The 15,033-nt window shown below is 55.5% G+C and carries 13 protein-coding genes; 7 read left to right on the forward strand and 6 right to left on the reverse strand.

All coding sequences use genetic code 11. From position 1 onward, the window contains the following. The first annotated feature begins 37 nt into the window (after positions 1–37). Both ugpQ and AC6I6N_RS04420 read left to right on the forward strand, forming a co-directional pair. Positions 38–793 (forward strand): glycerophosphodiester phosphodiesterase, encoded by a 756-nt coding sequence (gene ugpQ / locus AC6I6N_RS04415; RefSeq protein WP_199827820.1) that lies wholly within the window; start codon positions 38–40, stop codon positions 791–793. 25 nt (positions 794–818) lie between these two features. Next, a complete protein-coding gene (locus AC6I6N_RS04420) occupies positions 819–1,673 on the forward strand; it encodes a 23S rRNA (adenine(2030)-N(6))-methyltransferase RlmJ (RefSeq protein WP_108727555.1) in 855 nt (284 codons plus the stop codon). A gap of 15 nt (positions 1,674–1,688) precedes the next feature. Here the strand turns inward: AC6I6N_RS04420 and AC6I6N_RS04425 are convergent, their stop codons facing one another. Beyond that, positions 1,689–2,423 carry a pseudouridine synthase gene (locus tag AC6I6N_RS04425; RefSeq protein ID WP_094196878.1) on the reverse strand — a complete coding sequence of 245 codons (735 nt, stop codon included), beginning with the start codon at positions 2,421–2,423 and terminating at the stop codon, positions 1,689–1,691. Positions 2,424–2,459: 36 nt separating this feature from the next. Between AC6I6N_RS04425 and AC6I6N_RS04430 the strand changes: the two genes are divergently transcribed. Next, entirely contained in the window at positions 2,460–3,035 is a 576-nt protein-coding gene (locus tag AC6I6N_RS04430) for a chorismate--pyruvate lyase family protein (protein WP_094196879.1), read from the forward strand. Between the two features lie 50 nt (positions 3,036–3,085). Then, positions 3,086–4,294 carry an MFS transporter gene (locus AC6I6N_RS04435; protein WP_094196880.1) on the forward strand — a complete coding sequence of 403 codons (1,209 nt, stop codon included), beginning with the start codon at positions 3,086–3,088 and terminating at the stop codon, positions 4,292–4,294. Positions 4,295–4,369: 75 nt separating this feature from the next. On the opposite strand, the gene AC6I6N_RS04440 is transcribed toward AC6I6N_RS04435, so the two are convergent. From AC6I6N_RS04440 to AC6I6N_RS04450, 3 genes are read right to left on the reverse strand one after another with little or no spacing between them, the layout of a single operon-like run. Continuing rightward, a complete protein-coding gene (locus AC6I6N_RS04440) occupies positions 4,370–5,212 on the reverse strand; it encodes an aldo/keto reductase (protein ID WP_094196881.1) in 843 nt (280 codons plus the stop codon). A 50-nt stretch (positions 5,213–5,262) separates the two neighbouring features. Further along, positions 5,263–5,601: a P-II family nitrogen regulator gene (locus AC6I6N_RS04445; protein WP_094196882.1), complete on the reverse strand. Its 339-nt coding sequence runs from the start codon at positions 5,599–5,601 to the stop codon at positions 5,263–5,265. A gap of 19 nt (positions 5,602–5,620) precedes the next feature. After that, the gene (locus AC6I6N_RS04450; RefSeq protein ID WP_094196883.1) at positions 5,621–6,931 is read right to left on the reverse strand and encodes a mechanosensitive ion channel family protein; all 1,311 of its coding nucleotides are present in this window, start codon (positions 6,929–6,931) and stop codon (positions 5,621–5,623) included. A 145-nt stretch (positions 6,932–7,076) separates the two neighbouring features. Between AC6I6N_RS04450 and argH the strand changes: the two genes are divergently transcribed. Both argH and AC6I6N_RS04460 read left to right on the forward strand, forming a co-directional pair. Continuing rightward, positions 7,077–8,498: an argininosuccinate lyase gene (gene argH / locus AC6I6N_RS04455; RefSeq protein ID WP_094196884.1), complete on the forward strand. Its 1,422-nt coding sequence runs from the start codon at positions 7,077–7,079 to the stop codon at positions 8,496–8,498. A 588-nt stretch (positions 8,499–9,086) separates the two neighbouring features. Continuing rightward, positions 9,087–9,758: a hypothetical protein gene (locus tag AC6I6N_RS04460; RefSeq protein ID WP_406611980.1), complete on the forward strand. Its 672-nt coding sequence runs from the start codon at positions 9,087–9,089 to the stop codon at positions 9,756–9,758. A gap of 183 nt (positions 9,759–9,941) precedes the next feature. On the opposite strand, the gene AC6I6N_RS04465 is transcribed toward AC6I6N_RS04460, so the two are convergent. Together AC6I6N_RS04465 and AC6I6N_RS04470 are read right to left on the reverse strand one after the other, a co-directional pair. Continuing rightward, positions 9,942–12,392 carry a penicillin G acylase gene (locus AC6I6N_RS04465; RefSeq protein WP_497943253.1) on the reverse strand — a complete coding sequence of 817 codons (2,451 nt, stop codon included), beginning with the start codon at positions 12,390–12,392 and terminating at the stop codon, positions 9,942–9,944. 154 nt (positions 12,393–12,546) lie between these two features. Then, positions 12,547–13,959 carry an NAD(P)/FAD-dependent oxidoreductase gene (locus AC6I6N_RS04470; RefSeq protein WP_497943254.1) on the reverse strand — a complete coding sequence of 471 codons (1,413 nt, stop codon included), beginning with the start codon at positions 13,957–13,959 and terminating at the stop codon, positions 12,547–12,549. A 227-nt stretch (positions 13,960–14,186) separates the two neighbouring features. Here AC6I6N_RS04470 and AC6I6N_RS04475 point away from each other — a divergent pair, with 227 nt between their 5' ends. Next, the gene (locus tag AC6I6N_RS04475) at positions 14,187–14,855 is read left to right on the forward strand and encodes a TetR/AcrR family transcriptional regulator (protein ID WP_376913062.1); all 669 of its coding nucleotides are present in this window, start codon (positions 14,187–14,189) and stop codon (positions 14,853–14,855) included. The last annotated feature ends 178 nt before the right edge of the window (positions 14,856–15,033 follow it).

A 15,033-nucleotide genomic window follows, 5' to 3' on the forward strand; every position in this document is an offset into this window, starting at 1 on the left:
TACATTGGCTTTTTATCACGCCTCTTGCGAGTCCGCCATGCCTTCACTGAACCATCACTGGCCCTACCCCGCTTTGATCGCCCACCGTGGCGCCGGCAAGATTGCCCCGGAAAACACCCTGGCTGCCATTCGGGTCGGTACCCAGAATGGTTTTCGCATGATGGAGTACGACGTCAAACTGAGCCGCGATGCGGTTCCCGTGCTACTGCACGATGACCAGTTGGACCGCACCTCCAATGGTCAGGGTATTGCCTCCCGGCTGACACTGGCCGAACTGTCAGCCCTGGACTTTGGGGCCTGGCATTCCTCGGCCTACGCCGGAGAGCCCATACCCACATTAAGTTCGATAGCCGCCTTTACCCTAGCCAATCAGGTGCACAGCAATATCGAAATCAAGCCTACCACTGGGGACGAGGCGGAAACGGGTCGACGGGTTGCCCTGGCTGCGCAGGCTCTGTGGGCACAGGCCAGCTTGCCGCCTTTGCTGTCCTCTTTTTCCGAAGCAGCTTTGGAAGCGGCCCAGCAAGCCGCCCCCACCCTACCTCGCGCCCTGCTGATTGAAGAAGACGTTCCGGCAGACTGGCCTGAACGCCTGGAACGCCTAGGCTGCATGGGTCTGAATTTGAATGATCGTTTTGTCAGCCAGGCCTTGGTTCAGGCGATTCGGCAAAAAGGCTATACCGTAGCCGTATGGACCGTCAACGAGGCTGAACGGGTACGCGAACTGCTGGATTGGGGATGCAATGGCATCTTCACTGATAAAGTCACTACCATTCGCCCCGATACGCTTTAATTAAACCGCAACATCAGGATTTCTCTTGTTCAGTTACCGTCACGCCTTTCATGCTGGCAATCACGCGGACGTGCTCAAGCACGCCACCTTGCTGCATATCTTTAATTACTACGCTCAAAAAGACAGTGCTTTCAGCATCATCGATACTCACTGCGGTGCCGGTATCTATGATCTGGAACACGATTGGGCGCAAACCAAGGGCGAGTTCTACGACGGCCTGGACCGGGTCTTGCAGCAAGACGACTACCCGGAGCTGGTGGAACACTATATTGATGCCATTGCCGACCTGAACCCGGACGGCACGGCGCGCTACTACCCCGGTTCCCCCTGGTTGGCACTGGAGCGCTTGCGCCCCCAAGACAGCTTTCATGGCTTTGAGCTACATCCGTCCGAATTTGAAGTCTTGAGCGACAACGTGGCGCAATTGTTCCCTCAAGGCAATCGTCGAGTACGTCTGTATCCAGACAATGGGTTTGAACAGTTGGGGCGCCTGCTACCGCCGCCATCGCGACGCGCCATCGTGGTGATGGACCCCTCTTACGAGGCCAAATCCGACTATCAACAGGTCTTGAACAGCGTCAAAAATGCCCTCAAGCGATTTGCTCAAGCCTGTATTGTCGTGTGGTATCCCATTGTGCAGCGGCCCGAAGTGCAGGCCTTGCAACGCAAGCTGGAGCAACTGGATACGCCCTGGCTGCATGTCAGCCTGTCGGTTCGTGCTCCGGCCAAAAATGGGTTGGGTTTGCATGGCAGCGGCCTGTTCATCAGCAATCCTCCCTGGACGCTGCTCAAGGCTCTGGAACAAAGCATGCCGTGGTTAACAAAAACGCTGGCCCAGGATGACAAGGCCAGCTTTCAACTTCGTCATTCGGGGCTGTAAGCCGCCCCTTTGCCTTTAGGCCAGGCGCTCGGACTCTTTCATGTAGCGCCACTGGCCCATAGGCAGGTCGCCCAGTACCAGTTCGCCAATACGCACACGCTTCAAACCAACAACCTTCAGACCGACCAGCTCGCACATGCGGCGAATCTGGCGTTTCTTGCCTTCGCGCAAAATGAAACGCAGCTGGTCATCGTTCTGCCAGGACACTTGGGCAGGCAGCAAAGGCTTGCCATCCAGGCTCAAACCAAAGTTCAGCAGTTCCAGGCCGCGCTCGCTCAGCTTGCCGGTCACACGCACCAGATATTCCTTGTCGATGACCGAGTCTTCGCCAATAATCTGCCGCGCAATACGACCATCCTGAGTCAGGATCAGCAAGCCGGTGGAGTCAATATCCAGACGACCAGCCGGGGCCAGACCGCGCAAATGTGCTGGGTCAAAGCGTTGGCCACCGCGGCCACCCTTGTACTGCGTGGCCGCACCGATCAGGGAAACCGCATTGCGATAACCGGCTTCAGCTTGCCCCGACACATAGCCCACGGGCTTGTGCAACAGGATGGTGGCACGTTGGGTCTGGCGCTGACGCGCCTGTTTTTCCAGTGTGATTTTCTGATTGGGGTAGGCTTTACTCCCCAATTCAGAGACGATTTGACCGTCCACACGAACCCAGCCGCGTTCGATGAAGGCATCCGCCTCACGGCGTGAACACATGCCGCGCTGGGCCATTAATTTTGAGATACGTTCTTTTTCCATGAGCGCTATTTTATGGCTTTGGCGATAATACAGGACATGAAATTTTCCTCCAGCACAAAAAAACCCTGGCACGAGCGAATTCATCCCTCTGCCACCCCTGCCCAAAAGTACTGGCTACACCGTCCCGGCGCACTGACCGCCGGTTTACGCCGCTTGGGCAACGTCCATCTGGAAGTCGTCAGCGAATACACATGCCGCTTGAGTCCTCAAGAAGCCGCTTTGATTCAAAAGCCACTGGGCACGCTGGCCTGGATACGAGAAGTATCCATGTCCGTGGACGGAATCCGTTGTGTGATTGCCCGCAGTTTCACTCCCCTGCCCGCCTCGCACAGCGTCTGGCAGGGTATGCGCCGGCTACGCAGCCGACCGCTGGCCGACATGCTTTATAACGATGCCCAGATACAACGCTCGGCTTTTTTAAGCTGTCGATTGAATCGGGGCATGAGCGTTTTCCGCACAATTGAGCGCGCCCTGGCCAGTAGTGACGAACCGGTTCCGCCGGCTCAGCAGATTCTGTCTCGCTGCTCCGTCTTCTGGCGGCACGGTCAACCCCTCCTGGTGGCTGAATCCTTTATGCCAGCCTTCTGGGCACGTGGTGCTACACTGGCTTAGCCAAAATTCAGCATTAACTAATAAAACAAAGTTATATACCGAGACCCGCCATGTCCACGCAAGTCGATCCAAGCCGTCGCAACGCCTTTATTCTTTCTGGAATGCAAGCACTTGGCGGGGCCAATCCGGCATTGGTGGTGGCGCTTAGCAGTCTGGTCGGGCAAAAAATGGCCAGCAGCCCGGACCTGGCAACCTTGCCGGTGGGTATTTTCAACCTGGGGTTGGCCATCGGCATTTTGCCCGCCGCTTTTCTGATGCGCCGTTTAGGACGCCAGGGTGGCTACATCATTGGTGCCCTGCTGGGCATCGGAGCGGGCCTGTTGGCTGCTGCCGGGATTTACAGCCTGTCCTTTGTCCTGTTCTGTGTGGGCACCCTGTTGGCCGGGCTGTATGCCTCTTATGTACAAAGCTATCGCTTTGCCGCTGCGGATGACGCCAGCGATACGTTCCGACCCAAAGCCATTTCCTGGGTTATGGCCGGAGGGCTGTTGGGAGCAATTATCGCTACCCAGACGATTATCCATACTCAGGACATCTGGCCGGATCACCCCTTTGCCGCCGCCTTCCTGGCGCAGGCGGCCTTGGCAGCTCTGGTCTTGCCTTTTGCCTTTTGCCTACGCTTGGCACCAGGCACACGAAATCAGCAAGAGAAGATACCCTACACCGGACGCCCCTTGCGCGTGATTGCCTCCAACAGCTACTTCATTATTGCGGTCATCGCTGGGGTCGCTTCCTACGTCCTAATGAATTTTCTGATGACGGCCTCACCCTTGGCCATGGTCATGCACGGTCATAGCCTGAAAGAATCCACCCTGGGCATTCAGTGGCATATTCTGGCCATGTTCGGTCCCAGTTTTTTTACCGGCAATCTGATCAAACGCTTTGGCAAAATCCCCGTCACCTTTGCGGGTGTGCTCTTACTGGGGCTAGCCAGCATTGTGGCGCTGCTAGGCATGACGGTGCCGCATTTCTGGGTCAGCCTGATTTTGCTGGGCCTGGGCTGGAACTTTGGTTTCATCGGTGCCACCAATATGGTGGTGGACTGCTACCGTCCCGAAGAGCGTGGTCGTGTGCAGGCATTGAATGACTTCATCATCTTTACCTGTGTGGCCTTGTCCTCCTTTACCTCGGGTCGTGTGCTGGCCGTTTATGGCTGGTACGGCGTCAATACCTGGACGCTGCCAATTTCGGCAGTGGTCATGCTGGCCCTGGCCTGGCTGTACGTCAAGAACAAGCGTCAGCCCTACTTCGCCACTTAATCAAAGCGACGACTCATGAAAAACGGCCCCCAAGCCTGGATGTCATCCCAGGCTTGGGGGCCGTGCTTCCTGCATTCAAATCATTGGTAAATAAGCGGGCCTGGGGCCGCGTGGAAACTGAGCATCCAATGCTTGAATGTGCTCGGGCTGCAACACCAAATCTGCGGCGGCTGCATTTTGCTGGGCATGAACCGCGCGCGATGCCTTGGGAATCACAAACACATTGGGGTCACGCAGCAAAAAGGCCAAAGCCACTTGCCGCGCGGTCGCCTGATAGTGGCTGGCAATCTCGGCCAACAAGGCCCCGCCTTCAGAATCCGGCTCCGGGAAATCGTCGTGACCGAAGGGGCTGTACGCCACCACGCTGATCTTATGCTCCTGACACCAGGGCATGACTGCGTGTTCAATGGCGCGCTCATTCAGGTGATACAGAACCTGATTGCAAGCAATCTCGCCCGGCCCCACGATGTCATACAGCTCTTCCAGATCTGGCACGTCAAAATTGCTGACGCCCCACTGCCTGATCTTGCCTTGCTGTACGAGCCGGTCAAAGGCCGCGCAGGTTTCCTCCAAAGGAACCTGGCCGGGCCAGTGCAATAAATACAGGTCCAGATAGTCCGTACCCAAACGCTTCAGGCTGGCCTCGCAAGCACGGATCACGCCCTGACGGCTGGCGTTAAAGGGCAAGACCTTGGACACCAGAAAAGCCTCGTGACGACGACCTTGCAGAGCCTGACCGATCAAGGTCTCTGCCTGCCCGTCGCCATACATCTCGGCGGTGTCGATATGGTTCATGCCCGCGTCCAGCCCGGCCTGAAAAGCCGTCATGCTTTGCGACCAATCGGCCTGCTCGACATACCAACTGCCTTGGCCCACACACGAAACACGCGGTGCTGAACCTAGTTTTTCATATCGCATCAGCTTGTCCTTCCAGAACGACTGTCCACACCAGCCCAATTGCGGCCACCTTACAGTGCGTCGCGACCGCTCTCCGAGGTTCGAATGCGGATAGCCTGCTCAACCGGTGTCACAAATATCTTGCCATCACCGATCTTGCCAGTGTGGGCGGCTTTAATAATGGCTTCGATAATCGAATCACAGCGATCGGCTGCCACCACGATGTCCACACGGATCTTGGGCAGAAAATCCACCACATACTCGGCACCGCGATAGAGCTCGGTATGACCTTTTTGGCGACCAAAGCCTTTCACTTCAGTTACGGTCAAGCCGTTAACGTCCAGCTCTGCCAGGGCTTCGCGAACTTCGTCGAGCTTGAAGGGTTTGATGATGGCCGTAATTTGTTTCATGGTTACTCGCACGTCAAATTTAAAGAGGATCTTTCGCACTGCCCGACAAAGACGGGCGGTGGCTTTCGGCTGCCAGACTCAAGCCAAGGCTCAAATCCCGACCGGTGGGCGACTGGAACAGACGCAAGCCAATCTCAGGCAGCACCGCCAGAATATGGTCAAAAATGTCACCCTGGATGCGCTCATAGTCCACCCAGGCGGTTTTATTGGTAAAGCAATACACCTCGATCGGGATACCCTCTGTCGTAGGGTCCATCATGCGCACCATCTGGATCATGTCCTGGTGAATTTCAGCGTGGCGTTTGATATAGGCCGTGCAATAGGCACGGAAGGTGCCCAGATTGGTCAGACGGCGATAGTTGACCGCATCCATACCCGCACGGCTCAGCTCCTGATTGGAGCGCTCCAAATCTTCTTTTTTCTCAGCCAAATAATCACGCAGCAACGCAAAACGCGACAAGCTATCAACTTCGGCCGGAGTCAGAAAACGAACGCTAGAAGCATCAATGCTCAAGGTACGTTTGATGCGTCGCCCCCCCGACTCGAACATCTGACGCCAGTTGCGATAGCTCTCGGAAAACAGCTTGTAGGTGGGGATAGTCGTGACGGTCTTGTCCCAGTTCTGAACTTTGACCGTATGTAGAGCGATATCAATAACAAAACCGTCTGCCCCGGCCTGCTTCATCTCGATCCAGTCGCCGATACGCAACATGTCATTGGTGCTCATTTGCGTGCTGGCCACCAGCGACAGCAAGGTGTCTTTAAAGACCAGCAACAGCACGGCCGACAAGGCACCCAGACCGGAGAGCAGCAAGACAGGCGATTGATCCAGAATGATAGAGATCATGACGATAATGCCAATCGCCCACACCGCTATCTTGGCCACCTCCACATAGCCCTTGATCGACTTGGTGCGCCCCTTGCTGGAGTTGGCGTAGACCTCTTGCCACGCTCCCAAGAGGCTGACAATCGCCATGATGAGAAAGACCAGAAAGCCCAGTAAGGCCACCCGTTCGACCACCTCCAGCAAAGTCTTGGCCAAGGGCAACAGGGTCAGATTTGAGCTGACCACCAACAAAGGCACGGCATAGCCCACATTGCGCACAAAGCGTTTTTTCACCAAGGCTCGTGCCCAGTCATCTTTGCCCGCCACTTTCAGCAAACGCCGTACCAGGCGCGAGAGAACGGAACTGGTCAACCAACTGACAACCCAGACCAGCACAGTCAGCATCGCCAAACCGGCCAATATCTGTACCCAGCGATCCTGCGGTAAATACGCTTCGATCCATTGCCATCCCAACAAATCGGCAAAGGTACTGTCTTGCTCCATGTATTCTTCCTTATCCCACCAGCCCCAAAAAGGGCCTGCATGGTTTCCTAGAGTCTCAAAACTATCTAATATACTGCACAGCGTCTGTTTTCTGCGGGACTGGATGACCTGCGTCAGCCCGTCCAATCCACTATAATCACCCTCTATGTCAACAAACACCCCCCCCTCTTCCCAAGACCAGTTCGCCAATAAGGCCATGGCCTGGTCGGCTCGTTTTTCCGAGCCCGTCTCTGACCTCGTCAAACGCTACACAGCGTCGGTGGACTTTGACAAGCGCATGGCCCGCTTTGATATTCAGGGTTCCTTGGCCCACGCCAGCATGCTGGCTGCCGTCGGTGTGATCACCGAGCAGGACAAGGCCGACATTGAGCGCGGCATGAGCCAGATTCTGGACGAAATCGCCCAAGGCCAGTTCCAGTGGTTGCTGGACCTGGAAGATGTGCACCTGAACATTGAAAAACGTCTGGTCGAGTTGATTGGCGATGCGGGCAAGCGCCTGCACACTGGCCGTTCGCGCAACGATCAGGTCGCCACCGATATCCGCCTGTGGCTGCGCAATGAAATCGACATTGCCCTGGATCTGCTGGCCCAGATGCAGCGTAAATTGGCTGAATTGGCGCTGGCTCAAGCAGACACTATTTTGCCCGGTTTCACCCACCTGCAAGTGGCACAGCCCGTTACTTTTGGCCACCATTTGCTGGCTTACGCTGAAATGTTCCAGCGCGACGCCGAGCGTCTGCAAGACTGCCGCAAACGCGTGAACCGCCTGCCTTTGGGCGCTGCCGCTCTGGCCGGTACCAGCTACCCCATCGACCGCGAAATGGTTGCCAAGCTGCTGAACTTTGACGATGTGTGCCGCAACTCGCTGGACGCTGTGTCGGACCGCGACTTCGCCATCGAATTCTGCGCCGCTGCCGCCCTGATCATGACGCACATCTCCCGCTTCTCCGAGGAGCTGGTGCTGTGGATGAGCCCCCGCGTTGGCTTTATTGATCTGGCTGACCGCTTTTGCACCGGCAGCTCCATCATGCCGCAAAAGAAAAACCCCGACGTTCCCGAGCTGGCCCGTGGCAAGACCGGCCGCGTCAATGGTCACCTGATTGCCCTGCTGACTTTGATGAAAGGCCAACCGCTGGCCTACAACAAAGACAACCAGGAAGACAAGGAAGGTCTGTTCGATTCGGCTGATACCATTCGCGACACCCTGACCATTTTTGTAGACCTGATCTCCGGCATCAAGGTCAAGCCAGAAGCCATGCGCGCTGCTGCGCTGCAAGGCTTTGCGACCGCTACCGATCTGGCCGACTACCTGGTCAAGAAAGGACTGCCTTTCCGTGACGCCCACGAAACCGTGGCCTTGGCCGTGCGTGAATGCGAGCAACTGGGTTGCGATCTGGCTGATCTGAACCTGGAACAACTGCAAAAATTCGATAGCCGTATTGAATCGGATATTTTTGGCGTGCTGACGCTGGAAGGCTCAGTCGCTTCGCGCAAACACATCGGCGGCACCGCACCCGAGCGTGTTCGTATCGAAGCACAGCGTATTCTGGATCGTATTCCAGGCTGATAAGAGCTTAGGTTAAAAGTAAGAAAAGCCGCTCCTGTTTCAGGAGCGGCTTTTTTTAGGCATTGACTCAGATTTGATCTGACGTGTTTTGTCAGTTGCGTTAGGGTTAGGAGTGGAACTGCTGCTTTCGGCCAGGAGCGGACACTCAGACTTGCTGTGGTAGAGCAGCCGTTTGGTGCTCTGAAACTAAAATCGGGAGAGTAACTTTTTTGATAATTCTGTTAACGCTGCACGTCTGCAGGGAAGAATTTCACAAAGCCAGGCCGGAAGCGGCGTGGCCTCCTTATCAGGAATCTACTTCGCAAAATGCACACTACTCAGAGGTTAGGATTAAGTACTCGCCTATCTGACCGACATGGAGGCACAGGGTGATTGAATTCATTGAAACAAACTGGGCAATAGTATTTAGCGGTGTAGGAACAGCGGTAGTTGTGGCAGTCTTGACCCATTTTTTGCGAAGGCGCAACGTGAAAAACTCAATAACATTGAAGCAGAATGCTCAGGCGGGCCAAGGTTCGAAAATTGTTCAGGCCGGGCGTGATGCGAGCGTTGGAAGTCATAAGCAGGACTAAAAAAGGGAGCCAGGAGATGTTTCAGTCAGCAAACGCAGGAAACAATTGCACGATAGTTCAAGCGGGACGAGATGCAATTCTCTCCATTTCGAAGTCACCACCGCTGATTCGTCTTGTTCGCATGGAGATTGCCGATGACCATGAACACGGCGCATTAAGGCAGAGAATTAACATCATTCTTAAGAATAGTGGAGATGTGACGGCCTTTCTTCTCAAGGGGTCTCTAATATCATCCGGAAACGAAACCATAAGACTATGCAACCAGATCGGCATGCAATTCAGTCTGAGCGAAGCAGACTTTACATATGACGTAGCGATTGATGAAAGCCCCTCCTCCTTCGTTGGAAAACACTCCATTGCCCCCAACGAAGTTGTGAACTTCAATGTAATGGTTGGGCGCAAATCGGGAGGACATGAACCAACTGTTTATAGGTGCTTTCTTCGCTTTGATTTCGACGAAGGCGATGAGCTTCAAACAGACTCCTTCCATTTAATGATTTCTGGCCCTGTGGTCTGGCAAGGAGGCTACCAAGCTCGAGGCCCATCGCCAGAGCAGTGGGGGCGCTGCCAAGCGGACAATATTCGGAGGCTAGACAGAATTGGCTACAACTATCGGGATCAAATACATGCTGACTCACGTCAGTACGTTGAAGCCGTTGCACCTGGCATATTCGACCGGAAGTCCTAGTTCCTCTCTTGTGTTCTCGGGAGTGATGCCCAACAAGTGCGTCGAGCGGGACGCTCCGCCGGCAAGCTTAGCTGCTGATACTGGCAAGCTACCTTTACTAACGACATCTCCTGGCCTGCTAAACCCTCCAGCAACGATCGACGAAGCGGCACCGCCTCAAAGTGCAGGTGCCGCACTTCATTGTTAAGGCTGAGGCTGAATCAACAGCATCGTGCTGCTTTGCGCATTACGACGAATGTCCGAGTGGCTCACATCCATCGTCTTGCACTCGAAGTTCTCGTACAACTTCAACTGATCCTCGTAATGCGGGCTGCGGACACCATTACGGTCGGTGAAACCGCTTTGGCCGGGTGGCATGGCATCGCAGAACTCCACGCCCTGGGTATCAAACACCACACGGTTGTTTTCCGTGCCACGGTTCTGATAGCCCGTGAACGCAAAAGTATTGCCCGACGTCGTCTGCGGGGTTCCCGTGAAATTTTTGTCACTGAAGCGGTGCACCGAGGTCGGCATGGTCCAGCGCTCCATCTGAGCGCCCTGCTCCTGGCTCAAGCGGGCCTGCGCATTTTGCAAAGCCGTGTGCATGATTTCTGGAGACGAGCGCTCACCAAAAACATTCACACGCTTGGGATCAGGATGGGCTTCCAGAGCCAACGCACGCAGCAAAACCTTGGTGCCCATGCTCAAGTTGATGGAACCAGGATTGGGACCTTGCTGTGTGGCAAAACCTGCCTGGCTATACATGGCGCGATGCGATTCAGGCACCACCGGCATCAGGACCTGCTTGTACATTTCTTCCAGCCAGGTTTTAAACAGGACACGGGCCGGTCCGGCATTGTGCCCATCCTGATCGCGCTCCATGCCATCCCAGGCCAGCAAAGTCGTCAACGCAGCCTGACTACCATCATTGGCAGGTAGACTTTGCGCCAGCTTTTCCAGATGCGGACGGAAGTAGCGCCAGTTCACATCGCTATACGACGCTGTCTTGTTGAACGCCCAGATCTCCTGCACGCTGAATACGTCTTTCTGCTGATATTGGCTGACCAGCTCGTTCATGCGGTCGCCGTAAGTCCAATAGTACGTATCCGTGTTGGTCTTGTCCGGCGCAGGTTTGTTGTTCCAGTTGACCAGATAGCCTTGGGGCGGATTGTAGGCTTTGGGAATCGCGTCAAAACTCTTGATGCCCAGCCACTCCATGCTGCCGTCCCCTTTAGCAGGCACGCGGATATCCTGATCGGCAGGACGCTGGGGCAGGAAGGCCGGCGAGACATAGCCGATATTGCCGTGCTTGTCGGCGTAGTACCAGTTAATGGAAATCGCCATCTTGCTGGCTTGATCCAGAAACTCCGTCCAGTTGCGGGCCTTGGCCACGTTCAACCAGGCCAGCAAGGACTGCACCTCATAACCATCCCAACTGCGTTTCTTGCTGTAAGCCGTGCCCTGATCGTAATCAAACTGCATCACTGGGCCGTGTACGGTGCGCCAGATCGTCATTTCACGATCAGCCTGACCACGCACCTGGATGCGCTCCTTGCGCTGCTCCATCGTGCGCCAGGCATTGTTGAACCAGTACTGATCGGCACGCGCCGGGTTCAGTTTCTCCTGATACATATCCACCACGTCCTGAGGACCGGCAGTCGCCCCCCAGGCAATCTCGCTATTGGTGCCAAACAAAACAATCGGATAAGCAAAAGGCGTGTTGCCCACCACATCAAAGCCCGCGCCGTGCAAGCCGATGCCGTAGGTATAAGCCGGGTTGTACCAGCCAAACTGCGGGCCATTGATCAGCACGGTAGACCCATCCTGAACACGCTCGGGGCGAGTGCTCCACAAATTGCTGGCCTTGGGCGCAAAGTCCGGGCCACGTCCACCCCAGTGCTTGTCCTGACGTTCCAGCTCGGCAGCCAGCACTTGCGAGGAAACATGAGCCAGATTCCGCGTCCCTGCTTGCGCCTGTGGCTTGTGCTCGGCAGCGGGAGCCGGAACCGTGGTGGGAGCTGTTGTGTCATTGATCCACAGCAGCTCATCAAATAAAGCACGGCCACGTTCCGGGCCGTGCTCTTTTTCCAAAGACTGACGCATGGCCAGCGCCGTCACTTCCAGATTCGTGTCGGAGAAGCGATTAGCCATAGACCCGACCCAAATCATGACCACGTCAAAATCCGTCAGCGGCTCGGGCTGGAAATCAAAATCTACATATTCTTTGGGCAGCAGCTCGGGACGTCGTCGCACCTGCTCCAGATAGGCATTATAGCCATCAGCATAGCCACGGAAAATGTCGCGCTCATCTTTGGACAAGGCAGCGATTTGCCGCTGTATGGAAGCGGGTGTGAAATTCTGCCTGACCTGCATGTCGTACTTGACGTAGACATCCTGCTCGCCAGGGCCCAGGACGGCTGCGGTCGTACCTACAAAGGAGCGGCGCGCCATATCCATCTGGAACAGACGGTCTTGGGCGACCGCATAACCATAGCCGTAGTACAAGCCATAGTGGCTGTCGGCAAAGACATGCGGCACACCATAGCTGTCGCGCATCACCTCTACCGACTGCACTTGCGCATGAGCCGGTGCCCACGCCAAACCCAAAATCAAACCAGCGGCCGCAACCCCTGTACGAACAAGCCCTTTCTGCATATCTGTCCCTCATTTTTATGATACTGATAATTCTTATGAACCTAAAATATTGAAGCCAATACAAATAGGAAATCACAATGTAAAGCAATCAGGATCGAAAACAAGTGAGGGCTTGCCCTAGTCAGCGCCGCTAAACAAGGACTTGAAAACGTACTTAGAAAGACACCAGGCGGCCGGGGTTCACCGCACTCATCATGCCAATGGCGGCTTTGACCACAGGGATCGCCAGACCCGATAACTGATGGCCCAACGGAATGCTGCGGTGGGTAATATCCGTCAACATGGCAAAGTCCTCGTTGCGACCCATCACGTCGTCGCTAATGGCTTTACCAATACGCACGGTTTGTGCCACACCATGACCACTCCAGCCATGCACCATGTAAACGGGAACCGCACCCTCGGTCTTGCGCGAGTCAGTGGCCCCATTCAGGGTGAAGTCACTGATCCCGCTCCAGGAAAACTCCAGCTGCACCTGCTCCAGCTGTGGGAATACCGTTTGGATACGATCCAGCAAATAGTCATTGATACGTTCAGGGGACCAACTGGTGCCCGTACCCTGCCCGCCAAACAGCAAGCGGTTTTGACGCACGGCACGGTAATAGTCGATCTGGAATTGGGTGTCGTATACCGCACGGTCCGTTGGCAGCAGCTCGCTGACCGGGCACTGCAGCGGCTCGGTCACGCCCACATAGGTATAAAACGGGACAGTGGTATTGGACTGCGTAGGCAAGAACTGCGAGGTCGTGTCATGGACGGCCAGCACCAAGGCCTGACGCGCCAGAATCGTGCCACCGGCAGTGACCGCCAAGGCACCCTTTTCTGTCTGCTCGATCTCCTCGACCGGACTGCCTTCATAAACCCGACCACCATGCTGAACCAGGCCATACACCAGCCCCCGCAACAGCGCCAAGGGATGCAGTTGTCCGCCCAGAGTATCCACCACGGCACCGTGATACAGCGGTGAACGGATTTCCTGTTCCAGTTCGTAGCTACCCACAATCTCCACACTGGTATCGCCCAGGTAGCGGCGGGCATCCGCCCCCTCCACCAGAGCGCCCATATGGCCTGCATGAACCGCAGCCGTCAAATGGCCACGACGACGATCAAAATCCAGTTCGTAATCCTGAGCAATCTGATCGAGCAGATCCATCGCTTCATGCGAGGCAAAGCGCCACAAGCGGCGGGCTTCATCCAAAGGCAGATGGGCAATCATATCTGCCGCTTCCCAACGGGCCAAACCGGGAGTTAACTGGCCACCATTTCGACCTGAGGCGGCAGAGCCAATACTGTCTTTTTCCACCAGCACGACATCCAGGCCGGAGCGGGCCAAATGCAAGGCGGTCGAGGCACCTAACAGGCCACCGCCTACCACCAGCACATCACATTGCGTGTCGGCCTGCAGGGGGTCAAAGCGGGTCCAAGGAGCGAGCGATGCTTCGTAATACGTCGCGGGGGAGACGGCCTCGTTCAGATGATCTTTGCGCCAGTTCCACAATCGGGGATTACTGACCAGCAAGCTCTCTGCGCTAGAGACATCGTTTAAAAGTGTGGGTTTAGAAATCAGCATAAATGTCCTGTGTCTGTTACGGCCCTTTGGCCGCCTGGATCACAGAGCGGAATGCTCCGGTGACGCCCCGTCAACGCGGCGTTCCGTTCTGTCTCGTTATCAACACCCCGTTGCAAAAACGGAATGGAACGATCTTCTTCTACGCTGTAGAATTAATTTATTCTACTCTGTAGAGTTAAACTTGGCAAATCAACCCTTTTTATCTCCGCTTCGACAAAGGAACTCTATTGGCACAAGCACCCTCCACGCGTACCCGCAAATTGAATAAGGACGAGCTGGCCATCGCTGCCGTCACCTTGATGGAGGAAGCCGGAGACAGCGGCTTTTCTTTACGCAAACTGGGCGAGCGCGTCGGCTGCGATCCAATGGCCGTGCTCTACCACTTCAAGTCCAAAGAAGGTTTGCTGCGCGCGATGGCTGATTATTTGACAAGTCGCATTCAAGCTGTGGATACAGAGCTCACGTGGGCGGAACGCCTCTATGAGCTAGCCCGACAATACCGCGAACTGGCCTTAAACCACCCGCAGACGTTCAGGCAGATGCAGCGCTTTCTGAATACCGGCAAGGCTGACTATCGGGTGCTTGAACAGGTGTACCGGGCCTTGCGCGACGCAGGTTTGAGCGATGCCGAAATCCCCGCCGCCTGTGTGGGCTGGTACGCCGCTTTATATGGACTGATTCAGGGCGAGCTCGGTGGACTTATCCGCCCGGTCACAGAAGAAGAACTGAACGAACTGGAGCAATGGCCTGCTGAGGATGTGCCTATGCTGCGCCAGATTCTGCCGCGATTTGTGCATCTGCAATCCGAGCAGGTATTCAAGATGATGATGGAGTTGATACACGATGGCTTGATTGCCCATGCCGGTAAAGCGGCGACGCCTACCCAAGGACAGTGAAGCCAGAAACAGACGGAGTCCAGCAGACAAAACAGACTGGTCTGCCTAGATCTAAAGCATCGCGGCAAAGAGCAGATCGTATTGGCAACAGCATGAGCCGGTTCAGGCCATCAGATTAAGCCAAGCACAGGTCCTTACCAACATTCCAACCGGCCTTTAGCACGTCATGCCGCCGAAG

This window comes from Alcaligenes sp. LTN-3 (assembly GCF_059735605.1).